The organism is Nocardia farcinica, from assembly GCF_001182745.1.
In the GTDB taxonomy this organism is placed as follows: domain Bacteria; phylum Actinomycetota; class Actinomycetes; order Mycobacteriales; family Mycobacteriaceae; genus Nocardia; species Nocardia farcinica.
Genome location: NZ_LN868939.1, coordinates 640,284 through 663,988, shown reverse-complemented (window position 1 = coordinate 663,988; position 23,705 = coordinate 640,284). Strand labels below are relative to the sequence as shown.

Sequence of the window (23,705 nt, the reverse complement as noted above, 5' to 3'; positions counted from 1 at the left end):
TCGGATCGAGTGAATGGCCTGTCACGACCGGTGTCGCGAACATCTCACCGTACGGCTGTCCGGTTAGCCGCACGCCCGCGGGTTTGCCGCTGGACGCGGCTGGGAAATCATCTTCGATGCAGGTGGCGGCGGATTCCGGAGCTCGGCCGTGCCCGCCGGAGGCCGTGGGCGCATCCGTTGTCCACCCGTCGGTGCGGGGTGCCGGGGGATCGATCGGGGTCCAACCGCTGCTTTACACTGGACAACGCGCACACGTGGAGGACCGAAATGCAGAAGCCCAGCTAGACCAGGTTATTAGTACTACCTAAGTTGGTTGGGCCCCGGACCTGACTTATCGTTTGCTCTTACGCCGAACGCACAAACGGTCGGCACCTCGCCTGCTCGGGCTCACGAAGCCGGTGCCCAGAGTAGCGGGCGAGCACCCGCGCGGAGGTAAGGAACACGTCAGCGTTCCGTTACCGCCGAGCACCCACTTCGTATTCCCAGCGGGTGGACAACTGGAGACGTGACTGCACGCCGAAGACCATCAGCGCGGCTGGTTTCCGGACCGTACGGGCGCAGTCTTGACGGAGGCGTTCGACGAAAGGCCGTTTTTCTTCGAAGGCCACTTTCTTGAAGGCAGAGGCATGACGCAACTTCCTGGCCACAGGTCACCTGGACCCATCGGTCTCTACGACCCGGCGAACGAGCACGACGCCTGTGGTGTCGCATTCGTCGTCGACATGCACGGCCGCCGTAGCCGCGACATCGTCGACAAGGCCATCACGGCCCTGTTGAACCTGGAGCACCGCGGTGCCGCCGGCGCCGAGCCGAATTCCGGCGACGGCGCGGGCATCCTGATCCAGATTCCGGACCGCTTCTTCCGCGCCATCGTCGACTTCGAGCTGCCCCCCGAGGGCTCCTACGCCTCCGGTATCGCCTTCCTGCCGCAGGCGCGGCGCGAAGCGGCCCGGGCCGCCTACGGCGTGGAGAAGATCGTCAAGGAAGAGGGCCTCGAGGTTCTCGGCTGGCGCGAGGTGCCGATCGACGACTCGTCGCTGGGCGCTCTCTCCCGCGACGCCATGCCGACCTTCCGGCAGATCTTCATCGCCTCGCCGCGCAACGGCGCCGAGCAGCTCTCGGGCATGGACCTGGAGCGGCGCGCCTACGTCATCCGCAAGCGGGTGGAGCACGAACTGGGCACCCAGGGTGCCGGCGAGGGCGCCACCGGCCGCGAGACCGTGTACTTCCCGAGCCTGTCCGGCCAGACCTTCGTCTACAAGGGCATGTTCACCACCCCGCAGCTGCGGGCGTTCTACCTGGACCTGCAGGACGACCGGGTGGAGTCGGCGCTGGGCATCGTGCACTCGCGCTTCTCGACCAACACCTTCCCGTCCTGGCCGCTGGCGCACCCGTTCCGCCGCGTCGCGCACAACGGTGAGATCAACACCGTCACCGGTAACGAGAACTGGATGCGGGCCCGCGAGGCGCTGCTGAACAGCGACGTCTTCGGTACCGATGCCGCGGGCAAGAACCGGCTGGAGAAGATCTTCCCGGTCTGTACCCCGGGCGCCAGCGACACCGCGCGCTTCGACGAGGTGCTGGAACTGCTGCACCTGGGCGGGCGCAGCCTGCCGCACGCCGTGCTGATGATGATCCCCGAGGCGTGGGAGCGGCACGACAGCATGGATCCGCAGCTGCGCGCCTTCTACGAGTACCACTCGATGCTGATGGAGCCGTGGGACGGCCCCGCCTCGGTGTGCTTCACCGACGGCACCGTCGTCGGCGCCGTGCTCGACCGCAACGGCCTGCGCCCGAGCCGCATCTGGGTGACCGACGACGGCCTGGTCGTGATGGCCTCCGAGGTCGGCGTGCTCGACATCGACCCCGCCAAGGTGGTGCGCAAGGCGCGCCTGCAGCCGGGCCGCATGTTCCTGGTCGACACCTCGCAGGGCCGCATCGTCGACGATCACGAGATCAAGACCCAGCTCGCCGCCGAGCACCCCTACCAGCAGTGGCTGGACGAGGGCGTCACCCGGCTGGCCGACCTGCCCGACCGCCCGCACGTGCACATGTCGCACGACCGCGTGCTGATCCGCCAGCAGATCTTCGGCTACACCACCGAGGAACTCAGCCTGCTCATCTCGCCGATGGCCAAGACCGGTGGCGAGGCGCTGGGCTCGATGGGCACCGACACCCCGATCGCGGTGCTCTCCTCGCGGCCGCGGCTGCTGTTCGACTACTTCTCCCAGCTGTTCGCGCAGGTGACCAACCCGCCGCTGGACGCGATCCGCGAGGAGGTCGTCACCAGCCTCAAGCGCAACCTGGGTTCGGAAGCCGACCTGCTGCACCCCGGCCCGGAGTCGTGCAAGCAGATCGCCATCGAGCAGCCGATCCTGGACAACGACGAGCTGGCCAAGCTCGTGCACATCAACGACGACGGTTCCCAGCCGGACCTGCGGTCGGTGGTCGTGCGCGGCCTGTACCCGGTGAAGAAGGGCGGCAAGGGCCTGCGCAAGGCCCTGCAGGCCATCAACACCCAGGTCTCGGCGGCCATCGAGGGCGGCGCGCGCATCATCGTGCTGTCGGACCGCGAGTCCAACGAGAAGCTGGCGCCGATCCCGTCGCTGCTGCTCACCTCCTCGGTGCACCACCACCTGGTGCGCGAGCGGACCCGCACCAAGGTCGGCCTGATCGTGGAGGCCGGTGACGCCCGCGAGGTGCACCACATGGCCATGCTGGTCGGCTTCGGCGCCGGCGCCATCAACCCCTACATGGCCTTCGAGACCATCGAGGACATGCTCGAGCGCGGCGCGCTCGACCTGGGTACCGGCGACCTGGCCTCGGACTACCGCAAGGCGGTCGCCAACTACATCAAGGCCGCGGGCAAGGGCGTGCTGAAGGTGATGTCCAAGATGGGCATCTCCACCCTGGCCTCCTACAACGGCGCGCAGCTTTTCCAGGTGATCGGCCTGTCGCAGGAGCTGGTGGACGAGTACTTCACCGGCCTGCGCTCGCACCTGGACGGCATCGGCCTGGACGAGATCGCCGACGACGTGGCGGCCCGGCACCGGATCGCCTTCCTGGAGAACCGCAACGAGCGCGCGCACCGCGAGCTCGAGGTGGGCGGCGAGTACCAGTGGCGGCGCGAGGGCGAGTACCACCTGTTCAACCCGGACACGGTGTTCAAGCTGCAGCACGCCACCCGCACCGGCCAGTACTCGATCTTCAAGGAGTACACCAAGCTGGTCGACGACCAGTCCGAGCGGCTGGCCTCGCTGCGCGGCCTGTTCAAGTTCAAGAAGGGCGAGCGCGCGCCCATCCCGATCGACGAGGTCGAGCCCGCGAGCGAGATCGTCAAGCGCTTCTCGACCGGCGCGATGAGCTACGGCTCCATCTCCGCCGAGGCGCACGAGACCCTCGCCATCGCGATGAACCGGCTCGGCGGCCGCTCGAACTCCGGTGAGGGCGGCGAGCACCCGGCCCGCTTCGAGGTCGAGGAGAACGGCGACTGGCGGCGCAGCGCCATCAAGCAGGTGGCCTCCGGCCGCTTCGGCGTGACCGCGCACTACCTGACCAACTGCACCGACATCCAGATCAAGATGGCCCAGGGCGCCAAGCCGGGCGAGGGCGGTCAGCTGCCCGCGCACAAGGTGTACCCGTGGGTCGCCGAGGTGCGGCACTCGACGCCCGGCGTCGGCCTGATCTCGCCGCCGCCGCACCACGACATCTACTCGATCGAGGACCTGGCGCAGCTGATCCACGACCTGAAGAACGCGAACCCGCAGGCGCGGATTCACGTGAAACTCGTCGCCGAGCCCGGTGTCGGCACCGTCGCCGCCGGTGTGTCCAAGGCGCACGCGGACGTGGTACTCATCTCCGGCCACGACGGTGGCACCGGCGCCTCGCCGCTGACCTCGCTCAAGCACGCGGGCGGTCCGTGGGAGCTCGGCCTGGCCGAGACCCAGCAGACGCTGCTGCTCAACGGTCTGCGCGACCGCATCGTGGTGCAGGTCGACGGCCAGATGAAGACCGGCCGCGACGTGATGATCGCCGCGCTGCTCGGCGCCGAGGAGTACGGTTTCGCGACCGCGCCGCTGGTGGTCTCCGGCTGCGTGATGATGCGGGTGTGTCACCTCGACACCTGTCCGGTCGGCGTCGCCACCCAGAACCCGGTGCTGCGCGAGCGCTTCACCGGCAAGCCGGAGTTCGTGGAGAACTTCTTCCTCTTCATCGCCGAGGAGGTCCGGGAACTGCTGGCGCAGCTGGGCTTCCGCACGCTGGACGAGGCCATCGGCCGGGTCGACCTGCTCGACACCAGCAAGGCCAAGCAGCACTGGAAGGCCAGCAAGCTGGACCTCTCGCCGATCCTCGACGACATCGAGACGGCGTTCATGTTCCAGGATCGCCGCTGCACCAAGAGCCAGGACCACGGCCTGGACCGGGCACTGGACCAGCAGCTCATCACCGAGGCGCGCGAGGCGCTCGAGCGCGGCAAGCCGGTGAAGATCGACACCAAGATCACCAACGTGAACCGGACGGTCGGCACCATGCTCGGCCACGAGGTGACCAAGCTCTACGGTGGCGCGGGCCTGCCCGACGACACCATCGACATCACCTTCACCGGGTCGGCGGGCAACAGCTTCGGCGCCTTCGTGCCCGCGGGCATCACGCTGCGGGTGCAGGGCGATGCCAACGACTACGTCGGCAAGGGTCTCTCGGGCGGCCACCTGGTCGTTCGCCCGGCGCCCAACGCGCCGGCCGAGTTCGTGGCCGACCAGAACATCATCGCGGGCAACGTGATCCTGTTCGGCGCGACCAGCGGCAAGGCGTTCATCAGCGGCGTGGTCGGCGAGCGGTTCGCGGTGCGCAACTCCGGCGCCACCGCGGTGGTCGAAGGCGTGGGCGACCACGGCTGCGAGTACATGACCGGCGGCCGGGTGGTCATCCTCGGTGAGACCGGGCGCAACTTCGGCGCCGGTATGTCCGGCGGCGTCGCCTTCGTCTACGACCCGAACGGCACCTTCGCCGCCCGGGTCAACCCGGAGCAGCGCGACGCGCTCGAGCAGCTCGCCGGTGACGACTTCACCTGGCTGCGCGACATCATCGCCGAGCATCGCGACAAGACCGGTTCGGCCGTGGCCGATCGCATCCTCAGCGATTGGTCGCAGCAGGTGAACCACTTCGTGAAGGTCATGCCGCGCGAATACAAGAAGGTTCTGCTCGCCATCTCCGAAGCCGAGAAGAGCGGCAAGGACGTGGACGAGGCGATCATGGAGGCGGCTCGTGGGTGAGCGCGTGACCGACATGACGACTGGTAGGAAGACGGAGGCCGCACGTGGCTGACCCCCAGGGATTTCTGAAGCACACCAAGCGGGAACTGCCCGACCGGCGTCCGGTTCCGCTGCGGTTGATGGACTGGAAAGAGGTCTACGAGGAGAACTTCTCCCACCAGACCCTGCAGACCCAGGCCAGCCGCTGCATGGACTGCGGTATCCCGTTCTGTCACAACGGTTGTCCGCTCGGGAACCTGATTCCCGAGTGGAACGACCTGGTGTACCGGGACCGCTGGCGCGAGGCCATCGACCGGCTGCACGCGACCAACAACTTCCCGGAGTTCACCGGGCGGTTGTGCCCCGCGCCGTGCGAGGCCTCCTGCGTGCTCGGCATCAACCAGGATCCGGTCACGATCAAGCAGGTCGAGGTCGAGATCATCGAGAACGCCTTCGACGAGGGCTGGGTGGCTCCGGTCTACCCGACCCGGCTGACCGGCAAGAAGGTCGCGGTGGTCGGCTCCGGCCCCGCCGGCCTGGCCGCGGCCCAGCAGCTGACCCGCGCCGGTCACACGGTGACGGTGTTCGAGCGCGCCGACCGCATCGGTGGCCTGCTGCGCTACGGCATCCCCGAGTTCAAGATGGAGAAGCGCTTCATCGATCGCCGGCTCGCGCAGATGGAGGCCGAGGGCACCATCTTCAAGACCGGCGTGAACGTGGGCGTCGACATCACCGCCGACGAACTGCGCGAGCAGTACGACGCGATCGTGCTGGCCGGTGGCGCCACCCAGGCGCGCGATCTGCCGATCCCCGGCCGTGAGCTGGACGGCATCCACCAGGCGATGGAGTTCCTGCCCTGGGCCAACCGGGTGCAGCTCGGTGACCCGGTGACCGACGCCGACGGGCTGCCGCCGATCCACGCCAAGGGCAAGAAGGTCGTCATCATCGGTGGCGGCGACACCGGCGCGGACTGCCTGGGCACCTCGCACCGGCAGGGCGCGGCCAGCGTCCACCAGTTCGAGATCATGCCGCGCCCGCCCGCCGAGCGCGCCGCGTCGACCCCGTGGCCGACCTACCCGCTGATGTACCGGGTGTCCTCGGCGCACGAGGAGGGCGGCGAGCGGGTGTTCTCGGTGAACACCGAGCGCTTCGTGGGCAAGGACGGCAAGGTGACCGGCCTGGAGGCGCACGAGGTGAAGATGGTCAACGGCCGCTTCGAGAAGGTCGAGGGCACCGACTTCACCCTCGAGGCCGATCTGGTGCTGCTGGCGATGGGCTTCGTCGGCCCGGAGAAGGGTGGCCTGCTCACCGATCTCGGTGTCGGCTACGACCAGCGTGGCAACGTGCAGCGGGACAAGAACTGGGCCACCAACGTGCCCGGTGTCTATGTCGCCGGTGACATGGGGCGCGGTCAGTCGCTGATCGTGTGGGCCATCGCCGAGGGCCGGGCCGCGGCCGCCGCGGTCGACCAGTTCCTGGAGGGCGAGACCGCGCTGCCCGCGCCGATCACGCCCACCATGGTCGCCCAGCGCTGACCCTGCCCGTACCGAAACTCGGGGCGCCCGTGGACAACTCGTCCACGGGCGCCTTTTCGTGCGTCCACCCGCCCCACCGGCTTTCGAATTCCGGCCGGATATCGCTCTCGAATGGCGTTCGGGCCGCGGTCGCCCTATTGTGATCTCGGTCGTGCTGGGATCTCGGGGTGGTAACGGGAGTTCACCGAGCGTGCACTGACGCGACATCCGCAGGGTTCAGCATGATCAGCGCAAACTTGTCGGGATCTGCTCCCGCGTGGGGCACGGGTTCGAACTGGAGCGGTATGCGGTGGAAGAAGGTGGTCGCCGGGCTGGGCGCCTCGGCGGCGATTGCCTCCGGCCTGGTGTTCGGCGGCGGGGCCACGGCGGTGGCCGACGACTGCCCGAGCCTCTACGTGGTGGCCATCCCGGGCACCTGGGAGACCGGCCACGAGAAGCAGCCGCAGCCCGGCATGCTCTCCGGAGTCACCCGCGGCCTGCCGCGCAACGTCGACGTCGACTACGTGACCTACGCGGCCACCGCCTTCCCGTGGGAGGGTGAGGTGTACGGCAACTCCAAGAAGGAGGCCGTCTCCGCCGCCCGCGGTCTGATCGGCGCGATGGCCCAGCGGTGCGGCGGCACCCGGATGGCCCTGGTGGGCTACAGCCAGGGCGCCGACGCCGCCGGTGATCTCGCCGCCGAGATCGGCACCGGCCTGGGTGTGGTGCCGCCGGACCGGCTCGCCGGCGTCGGCCTGATCTCCGACCCGCGGCGCTCGCCCACCGACGTGCAGGTCGGCCCGCCCGCGCCCGGTGCGGGCGCCAGCGGCCCGCGGCCGGGCGGCTTCGGCTGGGTCAGCGACCGGGTCCGCACCATCTGCGCGGTCGACGATCTCTACTGCGCCACTGCCCCCGACGATTTCGTCACCCGCTTCGCGGGCTTCCTCGCGCAGAGCTCGGACGCCAACCCCGCCAACATCTGGCGGTACCAGCTCGAGGCGGGCGCCATCATCAACGACCTGATGGCGCACGGCGGCATGCCCACCCTGCAGGCGCAGCTCTCGGAATCGGCGAACCAGAAGCGCGCCAAGGATCTCGAGCGCTTCTACCGCTCGCAGGCGCACACCGTGTACGGCAGCTACTCCGTCGGTGGCGGTCAGACCGCGATCTCCTGGATGCACAACTGGATCGCCGGAATGGCCTGAGCGGCAACACCTCACGAAGGCCCGTCGCCCCGCATGGGGGCGGCGGGCCTTCGTCGGCTCAGCCCGCGGAGCCGGTGGGCGGCAGCAGGCGGCGTTCGAGCACGACCGGGCCGTCGCCGCGCGGATCGCGTTCGTCGCGGAAGATGACGCGGTCGGGTCCCGGCCCGGGACGGTCGCGATCGAACGGCCTGCTGATGTCGGCCGCCTGCGGTGCGGCCTCCTGGACCACCACCGCGTCGTCGGCGGGCGCTTCCGCGGAGGCGGTGGCCGCGAGCGCGCCGAGCGGTACCAGCGCGAGGGCACCGGCCAGGGCGACCCGGGCCGAGCCGCGGCGGAGGGACGTGCGGGAGAGCGAGAACCTCTGGGAAGTCAACGGATGTCCTTTCTCTGCGTGGGCGCCGCGCCGGTGGGGCGGCACCTCTCCAGGAAAGGCGGCGGGGCTGGGGCCACGCTGCGACGAGCCGGGGAATTCGCTGTGAGTCAGCGGTCCCGGTTGCGCGGCAGCAGATCCCAGACGTGGCCGTTCTCGTTGACGGTGGCCGCGCTGCGGCGACCGGTGCGCGAGAACAACACCCGGGTGATCGAGCAGTAGTCGATGGGGAAGGTCAACGGTCTCGCCAGGCCGAGCACGTCCTGGAGCAGCACATTGACCACACCACCGTGCGCGAACGCCACCACGGTGTCCTCCGGCTCGGTGCCTGCCACCACGGTGTCGACGGCGGCCAGCACCCGGCGTACGAAGGCCGGGCCGTCGATCTGCTCGGGCAGGTGCCCGGCCTTGATCCGCTCGTAGGCGTCGCGGAACTCCAGCTTGGCGTCCTCGATGGGAATGTAGGCGGGCAGGTCGCGGTCGTACTCGGCGAGATCGTCGACGATCTCGACCGGCAGACCGAGCTTGGCCGCGGTCGGGGCCGCGGTCTGGCGGGCCCGCGCCTGCGGGCTGCTGAGCACCCGGGTGATCCGGTGATGGTGACTCAGGGCGGCGGGCACCCGCTCCGCCTGCTCGCGGCCGATCTCCGACAGGTCGGGATCGGCGGGGCCCGCGGCGTCGACCACCCGGAGCGGCTGGGCATGACGGACAAGAATCAACTGCACCCGTTCACTGTGCCGCACGGGGAAGCGGGCGTGCGCGTCGGGCTCGGGCGGGGCGGCCGACACGCCACCGGGCACCGGTTCGGTGGGCGGACATGCGACGGGGCCGGGAGCGAAGGCTCCCGGCCCCGTGCGCGATGTCAGGACTTGCCGGTGGGCGGCGGACCGCTCGGACCGGACGGCGGCTGATCGCCCGGTGCGCCGTACGGCGGCTGATCGCCGGGCGCGCCGTAGGGCGGTTGGCCGCCCGGCGCGCCGTAGGACTGGCCGTAGGTCTGGCCGCCCGATTCACCGCCCTGCCCGTACGGCTGGCCGCCGCCCGGTGCGCCGTAGGGCGGTTGGCCGCCCGGCTGGCCGTACGGTGCCTGCCCGCCCTGGTCGTTGTTCTTCTTCCGCTTGGTCATCAGGTAGATGCCGACGCCGATGGCCGCGATCACCGCCACGCAGCAGATGGCGCCGAAGACCAGGCCGCCACCGCCACGGCGGCGCCGACGCGCGGCGTGTTCCATCGCCTGGGTGTAGGTGTCGGTGCTGCCCCAGGTGTCGGGGCTCGCCCAGACCGCGTGGTCCAGCAGGTTGGCGTTGGTCAGCAGGTCAAGGTACATGTCCCGTCCCGTCCTCGATGGTCACGGCTGCTCCCCGGCCGAATCTTCACGGTATAGCGATGGGGGCATGCCCGTTGTCGGATAGGTGAAACGGGTCAGTGACCGTACGGCGACTGTCCGCCGGGCCCGCCATAGGGCGGTTGGCCGCCGGGCGCGCCGTACGGCGGTTGGCCGTAGGGCTGTTGGCCGTACAGCGGTTGATCGCCGGTCTGCCCGTAGGGCGCCTGCCCGTACGCGGCCTGCCCGTAGGGTGGTTGGCCGCCCGGCCGGCCGTACGGTGCCTGCCCGCCCTGGTCGTTGTTCTTCTTCCGCTTGGTCATCAGGTAGATGCCGACGCCGATGGCCACGACCACCAGCACACAGCAGATCGCGCCGAAGATCAGGCCGCCGCGGCCGCCGCCGCCTCCGCTGCCCCGGTTCCTGCGCCGCTTGGCCAGGTGTTCGATCGCCTGCGCGTAGGTGTCCGACGCCAGCAGCGTGTCCGGGCTCGCCCAGACCGAATGGTCCAGCACGCTCGCTCCGGAAAGCACGTCGAGGTACATGAATCCCCCGTCCCGTTTCTCGTTGGTTTCGGCTCCTCCCGGCCGAGTCTCCAAGGTTATAGCCGTGCGCGGAGATTCGTTAACCCCGCCCGGAAACACCGGGCTCCGAGCGGGATTCGCATCAGCGGGGCTTGACGAGCGGGAACGGCAGTGTCTCGCGGATGCTGCGGCCGGTGATGAGCATGACGATGCGGTCCACCCCCATGCCGAGGCCGCCGGTGGGTGGCATGGCGTGCTCGAGCGCCTGTAGGAAGTCCTCGTCCAGCTCCATCGCCTCCGGGTCGCCGTTGGCGGCGAGCACCGACTGTTCGGTGAGCCTGCGCCGCTGCTCGACCGGGTCGGTGAGTTCGCTGTAGGCGGTGCCCAGTTCGACGCCCCAGGCCACCAGATCCCAGCGTTCGGTGACGCCGGGGGTGCTGCGGTGCGCCCGCGTCAGCGGCGAGACCGAGGTCGGGAAGTCGACGTAGAAGGTCGGTTCCTCGGTGCGTGCCTCCACCAGGTGCTCGTACATCTCCAACACGATCTGGCCCTCGTCCCAGCCGTGCTGATACGGCACGCCGACCCGGTCGCAGAGTTCGCGCAGTTCCGCGACGCCGGTCCGCGGGGTGATCTCGGTGCCCACGGCTGCCGACACCGCGCCGTGCACCGTCTTGACCGGCCAGTCGCCGGAGATGTCCACCGGTTCCAGCGCGCCGTCCGCGCCCGGCCGCATCGCGACCATCGAGCCGTTCGCCGCGAGCGCGGCGTTCTGGATGAGCACCCGGCAGGTGTGCATCATCCGGATGTAGTCGCTGTGCGCCTCGTAGGCCTCGAGGATGGTGAACTCGGGGTTGTGGCTGAAGTCCACGCCCTCGTTGCGGAAGGTGCGGCCCAGTTCGAACACCTTCTCCATGCCGCCCACGCACAGCCGCTTGAGATACAGCTCGGGCGCGATACGTAGGTAGAGGTCCAGGTCGTAGGCGTTGATGTGGGTGGTGAACGGGGTGGCGTTGGCGCCGCCGTGCACCTGCTGCAGGATGGGTGTCTCCACCTCGAGATAGCCCCAGGAGTTCAGCGACTCGCGCAGCGAGCGGACCACCGCGCTGCGCTTGGCGAGCACGTCCCGGGTCTCCGGGTTGATCGCCATGTCGACGTAGCGCTGGCGCACCCGCGCCTCCGGGTCGGCCAGGCCCTTCCACTTGTCCGGCAGCGGGTGCAGGCACTTGCCCAGCATCCGCCAGTCCGCGGCCAGCAGCGAGAGCTCGCCGCTGCGGCTGCGCCCGATCTGCCCGCTGACCTCGATGAGATCGCCCAGGTCGAAGTACTCGCCGAACTCCGCGCTGCGCGCCGCCCCCACCCGCTCGCGGTCGATCACCAGCTGGATGTCGTCGGACCAGTCGCGCAGCAGCGCGAACACCACGCCGCCGTAGTCGCGGATGCGCAGCAGCCGCCCGCACACCCGCACGGTGGTCCCGCGTGGCGAACGCCGGGCCGCGGCGACGGTGTGGGTCGGCGGGTAGGCCACCGGGTAGGCATCCACACCCGCTGCCGTCATCCGGTCCAGCTTCGCCATGCGCACCCGGACCTGCTCGGGCCTGCGCGGGCCGCTGTCGAGGAGGTCGGGTTTCGGCCAGTCCGGTGGGCTGCCGTCGGCGTGCAGGCCGGTGAGCGTGTCGGGCACCGCGCTCTGCGCACCGGTGTGCGCGCTCGCGTCGGGATCCTTGCCCAGACGCGGCAGGAAGCCTTCGGCGAGGGCGCTGGCCACCGCCACCCGCGGCAGCTGCCTGCGTTCCTCGAACAGGAAGAACCGCGGCACCCAGTCCGGTTGGTACTTCACATTGGACCGGTACAGCGCCTCGAGCTGCCACCAGCGGGAGAAGAACAACAGCACGCCGCGCCACAACCGCAGTACCGGTCCCGCGCCGATCCGCCCGCCCTCCTCGAACACCGAGCGGAAGACCGCGAAGTTCAACGAGACCCGGGTGATGCCGAACTGCTCGGAGTTCAGCGCCAGCTGCGAGATCATCAGCTCCATCACACCGTTGGGCCCCTGCGGATCGCGGCGCATCAACTCCAGCGACACCCCCGTGCGGCCCCACGGCACCAGCGAGAGCATGCCCAGCACGCGGTCGTCGGCGGCCACGGCCTCCACCAGCAGGCAGTCCGCGTCCAGTGGGTCGCCGAGGCGGCCGAGCGCCATGGAGAAGCCGCGCTCGGTCTCGGTGTCGCGCCAGGCGTCGGCGCGGGCCATGATCTGCTCGAACTCCGCCGACGGAATCTCGCGGTGGCGGCGGATGCGCACCCGCACACCCTGTTTGCGCAACCGGTTGGCGGCCTGTCGCACCTGCCGCAGCTCGGGACCGGCCAGCGAGAAATCGCGGGTGTCGAGCACGGCTTCGTCGCCGAGGCGCAGCGCCGACAGGCCCGCGCGGCGATAGGCGGTCGCGCCCTCCTCGCTCGCGCCCATCACCGCCGGTGTCCAACCGAACCGGTCGGCCAGCCGCAGCCAGGCGTCGATCGCGTGCGGCCAGGCCTCGCGCACGCCGACGGGGTCGCCGCTGGCCAGGCAGACGCCGAGCTCGACGCGGTAGGTCACCGCCGCCTTGCCGCTGGGCGCGAACACCACCGCCTTGTCGCGCCGGGTCGCGAAGTAGCCCAGCGAGTCCTCCACGTCCGAATGCTCCAGCAGGCCGCGGATCGCGGACTCGTCCAGGCCGGTCATCGCGTTGGCGGCACGCTGGGAGCGCAGCAGCGTGAGCACCGCCGCCAGCAACGCGATCGCGCCGAACAGGCCGAGCAGCACGTTGACGAACGGGCGCGGGTGCCCGTCGAAATGCTCGTTCTCCACCAGGATCGCCGCGGTCACCCGGTACACCGCCCAGCCGGGCCGCTGCCAGCCCGGCGGCAGCGAGCCGGGAAACACCTCCACCAGGCCCCAGCCCAGCAGGCAGCCGATCGCCAGCCCGCCGACCAGCACGCCCAGCGCCTTCCAGCCGGCCCCGCGCCGCACCCGGGTGTAGAACTCCGGCCACGCCGCGATCAACAGGCCGACCACGCCGACCTGCACGATCATCGCCACCAGGGCGTTGATGTTCTGCTCGGCGGCGAAGCGCAACCCGTTGGCCACCGCGAACAGCGTCAGATAGCCCACCAGCAACCACCAGGCGATCCGCTTGCGGCTGGCGATCGCGCCGGCGAGCAGGCCCACGATCAGCGCCCACATCACGTTGGTGTCGGGGGCGTCGAAGTAGTAGTCGTCGACGAAGCGGCGCGGCGGCCCGGTCAGGAACCGCAGCGCCGGCGACAGACTCCACAGCAGGCAGGCCACCGCGAACACACCGAGCACCAGTCCCGCGATGTGCGGAACCTCCCGCAGCCTGCCGTGCGCGCGATGCGGCACCGGAGCGGGCGGTGCGTCCTGAACGGAATCGGGACGTCGATGGGACAGCGAGGCAGTCACCTTCCCAGTGTGGACGCTGCCGGGCGGTAAGTGCCGGGGTGCCACGCCGGTCGGCGGCGGGTTGTCCACTTCGTGGACGGGGGTCGCGCGCGGACGCGCACCCGGCGCGGGGAGAATCGGCGTATGCCCGAACCAGCGAACACCGAGTCAACCGTCGTCGCCACCGCCGATCTCGCCGACGAGATCGGCCCCGAGATCCGCAGCTGCGACACCCAGTTCATCCAATTCGGCGGGCGCGCCGCGTTCGCCGGCCGTATCACCACCATCCGCTGCTTCCAGGACAACCTGCTGGTGAAGCAGACCCTCGGCGAGCCGGGGGAGGGCAAGGTGCTCGTCGTCGACGGCGGCGCGAGCGTGCACACCGCTCTGGTGGGCGACATCATCGCCGGCCGCGGCGTGGACAACGGCTGGGCGGGCGTGATCGTCAACGGTGCCGTGCGCGACTCGGCGATCCTGCGCACCCTCGACATCGGCATCAAGGCGCTGGGCACCAACCCGCGCAAGAGCACCCAGACCGGCAGCGGCGAGCGCGACGTGCCGGTGGAGTTCGGCGGCGTGACCTTCGTGCCCGGCGAGATGCTCTACAGCGACCACGACGGGATCGTGGTGCGGGCCGAGTGAGGCGCCGCCGCTCAGGCGGCCGCCACCCGCACCTTGTGACCGGCGAGGACCACGACGTCGCCGACCTGCAGCTGGCGGCCGCGGCGTAGCTCGACCTCGTCGTTCACCCGCACCAATCCGGCCGCGATCACCGTTTTGGCCTCCGAGCCGGAGTCGATCAGGTTGGCCAGTTTGAGGAACTGGCCGAGCTTGATCAGGTCGTCGGTGATGGGGACGTCGACAGGGTCGGACATGGATCGATTATCGGCCGCACCGAACAGCGTGGCGCGGGCGGGCTCCGATCAGGCCCGCCCGTGCTTGCGTTCGTAGGCCAGTCGCTCGGCGGCGCCCCTGGCCCGCACGTCCGCGTCGGCCAGCGCCGGGTCCAGGCCGTGCTGGAGCAACCGGTGCCTGCGGTAGACGTACATCAACGCGATCGTGAAGTAGATCAGCGGCAGGTAGAGCAGCGCCATCATCGCCAACCCCATCCACAACGGCCCGGGCAGCAGCAGTAACAGCGACAGCACCGGGATGATCGGCAGCAGGATGCGGGTGAGGTACCGGCGGGTGGCGCCGGGACCGGTGAGATCGGCGAGCACCCACTCCGACATCGACGGCGGCAGCGTGGCGCCGCAGATGTAGGCCAGGCGCTGCGCCGGGTTCGGAGAGGTGCGTCCGCTCATACCGGACAGCATCCCATCACCGGCTCAGGCCGCGCCGTGGGCGTGGAACTCGGCGATCTGGCGGAGCAGGTTGTCGTTGGTGTGTTTCACCGCGATCTTCACGAACGGCTCGATCGTGCGGCCGAGCGCTTTGCCCGCGAGCCCGCCGGGCACCCGGTAGTCCACGATGGCGTCGACCGTCGAGCGGTCCTCCCCGCGCGGATGGAACAGAAACGTCGACTCGAGGTCGAAGCCCTTGATCGACTTGATGCCGATGGCCGCGCCTTCCTCCCAGCGCACCACCTCGACCCGGGAGTGCAGCGTCGCCGGGCCCAGCTTCATCGTCCCGTCGAACACCGCTCCCACCCCTTCGGTCCGACTCCCCACCGGCGTGAACGACTGGATGCCGTGCAGGAACCGCGGCAGGTTGCGGTAGTCGTTCACATACCGGAACGCCGACTCGGCCGAAGCGGCGCAATCGCCGACGATCTTCACAACGGTCATGAGGCCACTGTATCGGCCCTGGTACGCGGGGGGTTTGCCGCAACGCGAGTACCGACACCGATCAGCGTGGTCGCGTCGATGTCGGTGACGCCGGCGGCAGCCAGCGAGTCGAGGTAGCGGCGGTGTACGGCGGCGACCTGGTCGGGGTCGAGGTCGGCCAACGCGCCGACGAAGCCCGAGCCGGTGACGATCAGCCAGGCGAGCTCGGGAGTCAGTGCCAGTCGGAGCGGGTGCTCGACGACGGTGACATCGGTCAGTCCCCGCTCGGTGAGCCACGACCCGAAGGCCTCGGCGTTGTCGATCCGATCGACGGGATGCTCGGGCCGCTCCCGCACCGGCGTGCCGGTGACCGCAGCGATCGCGTTTCCCAGATGTTTGCCCGCGAGCACCATCGACCCACGTCGCCAGATCGTGCACCCCACCCGGCCGCCGGGCCGTGCCCGGGAGATCAGGTGCTCGGTGCCCGCGGCCATGTCGGGGAAGAAGAAGACGCTCGGCACCGCCTGCACCACGTCGTAGCCGTCGTGCGGCCAGGTGGTCGCATCGGCCACATGCGTGCGTACCTGCGGCAATGCCGCAGCGTGACGGGCGAGTTCGCCGATCAACGCCGCCGAAAGGTCCACCGCGTCGACGTGGCCGCCCGCCCCGACCGCGCGGGCCGCGGGCAGCGCCGACGCACCCGTGCCGCAACACGCATCCAGCACCCGCTCGCCGGGCCTGGGCGCGGTGGCCGCCACCGTCGCGGACCCGATGGGGTTCCACAGATGGACGCCGAGGCGATCGAAATCGCTTCCGGCGGTGTCGAATGCACGGGTGAACCGATCGTCCTGAGCCACGCACTGATGGTAATGGTTTTCAACAGTTTCCGCCGGGACAGCCGAAGCGGTCAGGCGGTGACCGCGAGGACGGCGGCCAAGCCGAAGGCCACGGCCATCACCGCGACCTCCAGCACCGCGCGGCGGAGGGAGGCGGCGGCGTCCATTCGGTGGTCGGCGGCGCGGCGGACCCAGTCCCGGCGCCACCACCAGCCGAGGGCGAGCAGGACGGCCAGCAGGGTCGCCTTGGCGAGCAGGATGCGGCCGTAGCCGGTGTCGAGCAGCGCGGTGAGGCCACCGAGGCGGATGAGGCCGTTGACGATGCCGGTCACCCCGACCACCGCGACCAGCGGCACGGCCAGCGCGGAGTAGCGCGGCAGGGTCGCGGCCCATTCGCGCCGGCCGCGGACGACCAGGGCCAGCGCCACCAGGACGCCGAACCAGGTGCCCGCGGCGAGGGCGTGCACGGCGGCCAGGATCGAGCCGAGCGGCTGCTGGGACATGTGGCCGGTGACGGGGCGCAGCGCCAGGGCGACCGCGGCGAACACCAGGACCAGGTCGGGGGAGGGGTCGTCGCCGCGGCGGTAGGCCAGGGCCGCGTACCCGGTGAGGACGGCGGTGCCCACGAGCACGGCGACGCCGATCTGGCCGCCGCTGACCCCGGTGAGGTAGGTGCCGAAGCGCCGCGGGTCCAGCTCGCCCACCGGCACGCCGACGACGTCGGCCGCTTCGAACAGCAGCACCGCGCCTTCGGCGACCCACCACACGCCGCCCAGCACCGCCAGCGCCAGCCAGGGCGGACGCAACCGGTCGTGCAGGCGGGGCAGCGCGGCCAGGCCGAGCACGGTCGCGCCCGCGCAATCGGCCAGCACCCGCACGACACCCGCGACCGGAGCCGGATCGGGGCGGGCCAGCAGCCAGGCCAGCCCGACCCCGAGCAGTCCGGCGGGGACGACGGCGAGCAGCGCGGCGGCGTCCCGCCCGGTCGTCGGTGCGCTCACCGGGGCCCGCTCAGCCGCGACCCCGGCCCCGGAAGCCGAACAGCGCCACGGCGAGTCCCGCGCCGAACAGCGCCACGGCGCCCAGGACGAACACCCACAGCGGCACACCGCCGTCACCGTTCGCGGACTCCGCCGCTGCGTCGGCGCGGTCACCGGGCGTCCCGGTGCCGGGGGTGGTGAGGGTGAAGGTGCGGGTGCCGCTGACGGGGTGACCGTCGGCGGAGGTGACGCGGAAGGCGATGGTGTACTCGCCCGCCGGGCCGAGCTCGCCGGCGGCGACGCTCACCGTCTTGCCCTCGACCGTGGGTTCGCCCCTGGACCACAGGTTTCCGTCGGGGCCGACCAGCGTGAGCGAGGGGAAGTTGGGCTGCAGGTCCTCGTTGAAGGTGACGCTGATCCGCTCCGGGCCCTTGTCGACGCGCGCGCCGTTCTCGGGCACGCTGCCGACCGCGCTGGAATGCGCGGCGGCCACGCCGCCCGCCGTGAGTGCGAGCCCGACCGCAAACAACGCGGTGAGGACGATCCGGAGCAGGCGGGCGGTCATGCGCGCCGTCCTCGGATGACGGTGCCCAGACCGAGCGCGACCGCGAACAGGCCGAGCGCCAAGCCGATTCCGCCGAGCCAGCGGGCGGTCTCGTCGCTCGCGTCGTCGGCGTGTGCGGCCTCGGTGCCGACGTGGTGGCCGTCGGCGGCGGTATCACCGGGCGCCGTGGCCAGGGTGAGAGTGGGTGCGGGGTGCTCGGGCTCGCTGCCGTCGGCGGCGGGCGGCTGGTTCCAGGCGACGACTCGTCCGTCGCTGTAGGTCTGCTCGGCCGGGAAACTCACGGTCTCGGCGCTCGGCAGCGGGCCGATCGAGACGACGAAGCGCTGGAACTGCCCGGGCTGCACGCCCGGGTTGCCCGGGTCGGCGGTCCAGGTGACCGACACCGCCTCGGACTTGTCGTTGCGGTCGACCCGGGCCGTCCACCCGGGCAGTGGTTCGGTGCGGGCGCTGCGCACGTTCGGCAGGGTCACCGTCAGCGCGGTGGTGGCGGCGGTCTCGGACTCGGTGGGCACCCGGAAGGTGACCACCGAGTACCCGCCCTGGGCGGCGCCGGGCGCGTCGGCGGTGACGTGCGCCGCGGCGGTGCCGCCGGTGAGCAGCACGACGCCCACGGCGGCCACCGCCGTACCGCAGGCGCGCGAAAGGGAACTACGCATGAGGAAAAGCTCTCTGTCCGAAGGGGAATGGTGGGTTCACGACGACCACACCGGCGGCGCGCGCGGCGCGGCGACGCCCTTCGGAACACTGCGGTAGTGGCGCCGGCCCACGGCGGGCACCGGGAGCACTGCCACCGGAGCGGGTGGCCGCGGGGCGCCGAACAAGGCGCGTACCGTGCCCGACGCGGCGCGGTACAGGCGTTCCGCACTCGCCAGCAGCACGGCACAGGCCACGGTCGCCACGACATGCGCGGTGATCATCCAGCCGGACGGAACGGCCGTCGGCGCGGTGCCGTGCGCGGGATGGCCGGACAACCCGCTGAGCACGACGTGCGCGGCGAACTGCCCCAGTGCGAGCAGGACCGGCACCGGCACCGGCGCGGCGGCGGATTGGGCACGCGGCACCGCCGCTGCCCCGACCGCCGCCGAAACCATCAGCAGCAGCGCCAGTTCCGCGGTGGGATACCCGCCGCCCGCCGCACCGTGCGCGGCGACGCCGAGCAGGCCGACCACGGCCCCGACCAGACCGCCGCGCGGCCAGCCGGGACTCGGGCCGGAGGACATCGATTCAGCGCACGCCGAGGCGGGCGAGCACGTCGGCTTCGATGCCGGACAGTTCGTGGGAGATCGAGGCGTGCACCGCGCGCCTGCGCCCGGCGGGCATCTGCTCGGCGGTGCGGACGGCGGTGTCCAGGCTCGCCAGCCGGTCGCGGGTGGCGGCGACGAAGGTGCGCGTCTCCTCGCCGTTGTCCTCGACCCGGCCCAGCGCGGCCTCGGTGTTGGCGATGCGGGCCTGCAGCTTGGCGCCGTGCCCGCTGTAGTCGGCGAGCTGATGCACGCCGATGCCGAGCTGCTGGGCGCGCCGGGTGTCGAGCTGGCCGCGCAGGTAGGTGGCGCCGCGGTAGGCCAGCGGCGCGAGCACCGGCACCAGCACCCGGGCCACGCCGATGTACTTCTTGACCTGCCCGGCGCTGAACGGATCGCGTTCGGCCCTGGCCGCGGCCTTGACGGCGGCCTTCTCCTCGGCTTTCAGGGTGGCGATCTGCTGCTTGGCGACCTTGCGCTGGGTGCGCGCCTCCACCCGCCGGGCCTTGCGCTCGTTCTTCGCGGCCAGCTTGGCCTCCAGCCCGGCCTTGTGTTTGAGGGCCTTGGCCTCGGCTCGGCGGCTAGGGCGCCGTGTGCGCTTCGTGAACAACCCCATCGAAAAGGCCCTCCGTCACTGCTGTCTGCCCCGGTACCTCGCGGTTCGCGCCCACCTTATCGGGTCGCGCCGCCGGGCTGCGAGCCCGTCGCGCCCGCGCCGCGCGGCGAGCTGGCGGTGGCGGGCCGGGTGAGTGCGGTTCGCGGACGTGTCGGGGGTCTGGACCATACTGCTTACGTGCATTCGGGCAGCGGCGACCGCGACGGTCACGACGAGGACGGCTCGACCGGGCAGCGGTCGGCCGCCACCGCCGCGTCCGCCGGATACCTCGACGCGCGGGCGCTGATCGGCTGTAGGCACCGCCTGCACATGGATTCGGCGCATCCGGGCGCGCTGGCCGACGTCACCGAGGACGCGGGGGTGCGTCAGCGCCGCGAGGCCGCCGCCGCGCACCGGGCCAGGGTGCGCGATCTGCTCGTCGCCGCCGCGCCCGAGCAGTGGGTGATCATCGACCCGGCGCTGCGCGCCGCCGACCGCGCCGAAGCCACCGTGCGCGCCTGTGCCGCGGGGGCGCAACGCATCTGGGGCGCGCTGCTGCCGCAGGAACCCGACACCGGACGGCGCGGCGGTGTGGAGATCCTGTTGCGCGACGCCGACCGCGGCGGCTACATCCCGGTCATCGTGGTCAATCACAAGGTCACCGATCCGCGCAGGCCCGAGCCCGCCGATTTCCACCCCACCACCTCCGACCCGTTCCACTGGGATCCGCAACCCGATCCGGCCCGCAAACTGCGCCAGCAGCCGCGCGACCAGCAACGCCTGGCCCACCTGTACCGGATGCTGCAACGGCACGGCCTGGCCAGCCCCGGCCTGCTCGGTGGCGTCATCGGCCTGCAGTTCGACCGGATCCTGGTGCACGACGTGGCCCCCCTGCTCGCCGAATACGACCGCCGCTACGCCGACCGCATCGCGGTGGTGCGCGGGCAGGTGCCCACCGTTCCCGCGAAGGTGCCCGAGTGCAGGCAGTGCCCGTGGTGGACCAGGGGCATGGGCGGCCCCAGCTGCGAGCAGTGGTTGATCCAGCGACGGGACGTGAGCCTGGTGGCGCCGGGCTCCCGCGCCGAGGTGCTGCGCGCGCACGGCGTCACCACCATCGACGAACTGGCCGACTGGACCGGCCCCGACCCCGAGGACTGGCAGCACGGGCCGTTCGACGAGGCCGTGGTCACCGCGCGGGCGTGGTTGGCGGGCGCGCCGCTGGTGCGCCGCTTCGAGCAGGTCCGGGTCCGCCGCGCCGATGTGGAGGTCGACGTCGACCTGGAGAGCTACCAGGAGCACGGCGCCTACCTGTGGGGCACCCTGCTCGACGGGCAGTACCGCCCGTTCGTCACCTGGGACCCGCTGCCCACCGAGGACGAGGGCCGCTCCTTCGGCGAGTTCTGGACCTGGCTGATGACGGTGCGCGCGCAGGCCCACGCCGCGGGCAAGACCTTCGCCGCCTACTGCTATTCGCGCACCGCCGAGGACAAGTGGCTCTACGAGTCGGCGCGCCGGTTCGCGGGCAGGCCGGGCGTGCCGACGGTCGAGCAGGTGCGCGCCTTCGTGGACGGCCCGGAATGGGTGGACATGTTCCAGGCCGTCACCGAGCAGTTCATCTGCCCCAACGGCAAGGGCTTGAAGAAGATCGCTCCGGTCGCCGGGTTCGCCTGGCGCGATCCCGAGGCGAGTGGTGAGGCGTCGATGAGCTGGTACCGGCTGGCCGTCGGCTACGACGCGGCGCCGGACCTCGGCCAGCGCACCCGGCTGCTGGAATACAACGAGGACGACGTGCGCGCCACCATGACCCTGCGCGAGTGGATGTCGCCGCGGGTGCCCGACCCGCACTGCGCGGCGCTCGAGGTGCCCTCGCTCGCCGACTTCGCCCGGCGGTCCGACCTGGGCGGCGCGGCCGGCGCGGAGGCCGCCGCCGGCCCGCGACCGGCAGCCGGTTCGCTCGGTCGCGGCGGTACCATCGCGACGTGACAGAGCACGTCGAACAACTCGAGTTCCAGGCAGAAACTCATCAGCTGCTCGAGCTGATGATCCATTCCGTCTACTCCAACAAGGACACCTTCCTCCGGGAGCTGATCTCGAACGCGTCCGACGCGCTGGACAAGCTGCGGCTGGAGTCCTTCAAGGACAAGGATCTGCACGTCGACACCGCCGACCTGCACATCGAGCTGGAGGTCGACAAGGACAACCGGATCCTCACCGTCCGGGACAACGGCATCGGCATGTCCCGCGCCGAGGTCGTGGACCTGATCGGCACCCTGGCCAAGTCCGGCACCGCCGAGTTGCGCCGCAAGCTGTCCGAAGCCAAGTCCGAGGCCGCCGCCGAGGAACTGATCGGCCAGTTCGGCATCGGCTTCTACTCGACCTTCATGGTCGCCGACAAGGTCACGCTGACCACCCGCAAGGCGGGCGAGACCGGCGGCACCCGCTGGGAGTCCAGCGCCGGGTCCTCGACCTACACCATCGAGGATCTGGCCGAGGCGCCGCAGGGCACCGCGGTGTCGCTGCATCTCAAGCCCGCCGACGAGGAAGACCACCTCTACGACTACACGCAGGAGTGGAAGCTCCGCGAGATCGTCAAGAAGTACTCCGACTTCATCGCCTGGCCGATCCGCATGCAGGTCGAGCGCACCGTCACCGAGGGCGAGGGCGAGGACAAGCAGGAGAAGACCATCGTCGAGGAGCAGACCCTCAATTCGCGCAAGGCGCTGTGGACGCGCCCGCGCGGTGAGGTCTCCGACGAGGAGTACAAGGAGTTCTACAAGCACGTCAGCCACGCCTGGGACGAGCCGCTCGAGATCATCCCGCTCAAGGCCGAGGGCACCTTCGAATACCAGGCGCTGCTGTTCCTGCCCTCGCAGGCGCCGTTCGACCTGTTCACCCGCGAGCACAAGCGCGGTGTGCAGCTCTACGTCAAGCGGGTGTTCATCATGGACAACTGCGAAGAGCTGATGCCGGAGTACCTGCGCTTCGTCAAGGGCGTGGTGGACGCGCAGGACCTCTCGCTCAACGTCTCCCGCGAGATCCTGCAACAGGACCGCCAGATCCAGATGATCCGCAAGCGCCTGGTCAAGAAGGTGCTCGCCACCGTCAAGGATCTCCAGCAGGCCGAGGACCAGAGCAAGTACCAGACCTTCTGGCGCGAGTTCGGCCGGGTTCTCAAGGAGGGCCTGCTCTCGGACTTCGACAACCGCGAGACCATCCTGCAGGTCAGCTCGTTCGCCTCGACGCACTCCGATTCCGAGCTCACCACGCTGGCGCAGTACGTCGAGCGGATGCCCGAGGGGCAGGACGCCATCTACTACATGACCGGCGAATCCCGCCAGCAGGTGGAGAGTTCGCCGCACATGGAGGCGTTCAAGGCCAAGGGTCGCGAGGTGCTGATCCTGACCGACCCGGTCGACGAGATGTGGGTCGGCTCGGTGCCGGAGTTCGACGGCAAGCGGTTCCAGTCCATCGCCAAGGGGGAGGTCGACCTGGAGTCGGAGGAGGAGAAGAAGGCCTCCGAGGCGCTGCGTGAACAGCAGGACAAGGAGTTCGCCGACCTGCTGAGCTGGCTGGGCAAGACGCTGGAGGAGAACATCAAGGAGGTGCGCCTGACCAACCGGCTCACCACCTCGCCCGCCTGCCTGGTGGGGGATGTGTTCGATTTCACGCCGATGCTGGAGCGGATGTACCGCGCGTCGGGTCAGCCGGTGCCCGTCAGCAAGCGGATCCTGGAGCTGAATCCGACGCATCCGCTGGTCACGGGCCTGCGCGACGCCTACGACCAGCGCAAGCAGGACGCCGACGAGGGCAAGGTGCCCGAGCTCACCGAGACCGCGGAGCTGCTCTACGGCACCGCGGTGCTCGCCGAGGGCGGCGAGCTGAAGGATCCGGCGCGTTTCGCGCACATCCTCACCGATCGGCTCACCCGCACGCTGTAGGCGGCACCCGAAAAGCTCGGCCCCCGTTCACTTTCCGGTGGACGGGGGCCTTTTCGTGTCGCCCGGACGACGCCCGCCGGGGTTTGCCGACAATTGCGTAAGGGTTACCGAACTCCGTGGGCTGGGCCGCCAAACTTATTGTGCGCATTGGCTTTT

Annotated in this window: 20 protein-coding genes; 6 read left to right on the top strand and 14 right to left on the bottom strand. The window is 70.5% G+C overall.

Annotated features, from left to right (window positions below):
- The first annotated feature begins 626 nt into the window (after nucleotides 1–626).
- The 3 genes from gltB to AMO33_RS20145 all read left to right on the top strand — a co-directional run bounded on the left by gltB (nucleotide 627) and on the right by AMO33_RS20145 (nucleotide 7,971).
- Nucleotides 627–5,273, top strand: coding sequence for a glutamate synthase large subunit (gltB, locus tag AMO33_RS20155; protein ID WP_060593895.1), 4,647 nt, complete (start codon nucleotides 627–629; stop codon nucleotides 5,271–5,273).
- Nucleotides 5,274–5,317: 44 nt separating this feature from the next.
- On the top strand, nucleotides 5,318–6,787 hold the full coding sequence (locus AMO33_RS20150) for a glutamate synthase subunit beta (RefSeq protein WP_011206626.1): 1,470 nt from the start codon (nucleotides 5,318–5,320) through the stop codon (nucleotides 6,785–6,787).
- Between the two features lie 284 nt (nucleotides 6,788–7,071).
- Nucleotides 7,072–7,971, top strand: a complete 900-nt coding sequence (locus tag AMO33_RS20145) for a cutinase family protein (protein ID WP_060593894.1) — start codon at nucleotides 7,072–7,074, stop codon at nucleotides 7,969–7,971.
- A gap of 58 nt (nucleotides 7,972–8,029) precedes the next feature.
- Here the strand turns inward: AMO33_RS20145 and AMO33_RS20140 are convergent, their stop codons facing one another.
- From AMO33_RS20140 to lysX, 5 genes are all read right to left on the bottom strand, one after another.
- Complete coding sequence (locus tag AMO33_RS20140; protein ID WP_060593893.1) at nucleotides 8,030–8,344, bottom strand: hypothetical protein; 315 nt, start codon at nucleotides 8,342–8,344, stop codon at nucleotides 8,030–8,032.
- Between the two features lie 107 nt (nucleotides 8,345–8,451).
- Entirely contained in the window at nucleotides 8,452–9,066 is a 615-nt protein-coding gene (locus tag AMO33_RS20135; RefSeq protein ID WP_041560537.1) for a histidine phosphatase family protein, read from the bottom strand.
- 137 nt (nucleotides 9,067–9,203) lie between these two features.
- A complete protein-coding gene (locus AMO33_RS32880; RefSeq protein WP_060593892.1) occupies nucleotides 9,204–9,668 on the bottom strand; it encodes a hypothetical protein in 465 nt (154 codons plus the stop codon).
- A 95-nt stretch (nucleotides 9,669–9,763) separates the two neighbouring features.
- The gene (locus tag AMO33_RS20125) at nucleotides 9,764–10,210 is read right to left on the bottom strand and encodes a hypothetical protein (protein ID WP_060593891.1); all 447 of its coding nucleotides are present in this window, start codon (nucleotides 10,208–10,210) and stop codon (nucleotides 9,764–9,766) included.
- A gap of 121 nt (nucleotides 10,211–10,331) precedes the next feature.
- Entirely contained in the window at nucleotides 10,332–13,649 is a 3,318-nt protein-coding gene (gene lysX, locus AMO33_RS20120; protein WP_060593890.1) for a bifunctional lysylphosphatidylglycerol synthetase/lysine--tRNA ligase LysX, read from the bottom strand.
- A gap of 123 nt (nucleotides 13,650–13,772) precedes the next feature.
- Between lysX and rraA the strand changes: the two genes are divergently transcribed.
- Nucleotides 13,773–14,270: a ribonuclease E activity regulator RraA gene (gene rraA / locus AMO33_RS20115; protein ID WP_060593889.1), complete on the top strand. Its 498-nt coding sequence runs from the start codon at nucleotides 13,773–13,775 to the stop codon at nucleotides 14,268–14,270.
- Between the two features lie 11 nt (nucleotides 14,271–14,281).
- On the opposite strand, the gene AMO33_RS20110 is transcribed toward rraA, so the two are convergent.
- The 9 genes from AMO33_RS20110 to AMO33_RS20070 are packed head-to-tail and all read right to left on the bottom strand — an operon-like array spanning nucleotide 14,282 to nucleotide 19,632.
- On the bottom strand, nucleotides 14,282–14,503 hold the full coding sequence (locus tag AMO33_RS20110) for an RNA-binding S4 domain-containing protein (RefSeq protein ID WP_060593888.1): 222 nt from the start codon (nucleotides 14,501–14,503) through the stop codon (nucleotides 14,282–14,284).
- Between the two features lie 48 nt (nucleotides 14,504–14,551).
- Nucleotides 14,552–14,932 (bottom strand): DUF5313 family protein, encoded by a 381-nt coding sequence (locus AMO33_RS20105; RefSeq protein WP_060595058.1) that lies wholly within the window; start codon nucleotides 14,930–14,932, stop codon nucleotides 14,552–14,554.
- Between the two features lie 24 nt (nucleotides 14,933–14,956).
- Nucleotides 14,957–15,415: an SRPBCC family protein gene (locus AMO33_RS20100; RefSeq protein WP_060593887.1), complete on the bottom strand. Its 459-nt coding sequence runs from the start codon at nucleotides 15,413–15,415 to the stop codon at nucleotides 14,957–14,959.
- A complete protein-coding gene (locus tag AMO33_RS20095) occupies nucleotides 15,412–16,251 on the bottom strand; it encodes a class I SAM-dependent methyltransferase (protein WP_060593886.1) in 840 nt (279 codons plus the stop codon). The genes AMO33_RS20100 and AMO33_RS20095 overlap by 4 nt, the downstream gene beginning before the upstream one ends.
- Nucleotides 16,252–16,301: 50 nt before the next feature.
- A complete protein-coding gene (locus AMO33_RS20090) occupies nucleotides 16,302–17,231 on the bottom strand; it encodes a CopD family protein (RefSeq protein ID WP_011206638.1) in 930 nt (309 codons plus the stop codon).
- Between the two features lie 10 nt (nucleotides 17,232–17,241).
- Entirely contained in the window at nucleotides 17,242–17,775 is a 534-nt protein-coding gene (locus tag AMO33_RS20085) for a copper resistance CopC family protein (RefSeq protein WP_060593885.1), read from the bottom strand.
- Nucleotides 17,772–18,431 carry a YcnI family copper-binding membrane protein gene (locus AMO33_RS20080; RefSeq protein WP_011206640.1) on the bottom strand — a complete coding sequence of 220 codons (660 nt, stop codon included), beginning with the start codon at nucleotides 18,429–18,431 and terminating at the stop codon, nucleotides 17,772–17,774. Before AMO33_RS20080 ends, AMO33_RS20085 begins: the two co-directional genes overlap by 4 nt.
- A 36-nt stretch (nucleotides 18,432–18,467) precedes the next feature.
- Nucleotides 18,468–18,995 carry a hypothetical protein gene (locus tag AMO33_RS20075; protein ID WP_060593884.1) on the bottom strand — a complete coding sequence of 176 codons (528 nt, stop codon included), beginning with the start codon at nucleotides 18,993–18,995 and terminating at the stop codon, nucleotides 18,468–18,470.
- 4 nt (nucleotides 18,996–18,999) lie between these two features.
- The gene (locus AMO33_RS20070) at nucleotides 19,000–19,632 is read right to left on the bottom strand and encodes a DUF6474 family protein (protein ID WP_011206642.1); all 633 of its coding nucleotides are present in this window, start codon (nucleotides 19,630–19,632) and stop codon (nucleotides 19,000–19,002) included.
- Between the two features lie 309 nt (nucleotides 19,633–19,941).
- Here AMO33_RS20070 and AMO33_RS20065 point away from each other — a divergent pair, with 309 nt between their 5' ends.
- Together AMO33_RS20065 and htpG are read left to right on the top strand one after the other, a co-directional pair.
- Nucleotides 19,942–21,594 (top strand): TM0106 family RecB-like putative nuclease, encoded by a 1,653-nt coding sequence (locus AMO33_RS20065; protein ID WP_228790013.1) that lies wholly within the window; start codon nucleotides 19,942–19,944, stop codon nucleotides 21,592–21,594.
- Nucleotides 21,591–23,549 carry a molecular chaperone HtpG gene (gene htpG, locus AMO33_RS20060; protein WP_011206644.1) on the top strand — a complete coding sequence of 653 codons (1,959 nt, stop codon included), beginning with the start codon at nucleotides 21,591–21,593 and terminating at the stop codon, nucleotides 23,547–23,549. Before AMO33_RS20065 ends, htpG begins: the two co-directional genes overlap by 4 nt.
- The last annotated feature ends 156 nt before the right edge of the window (nucleotides 23,550–23,705 follow it).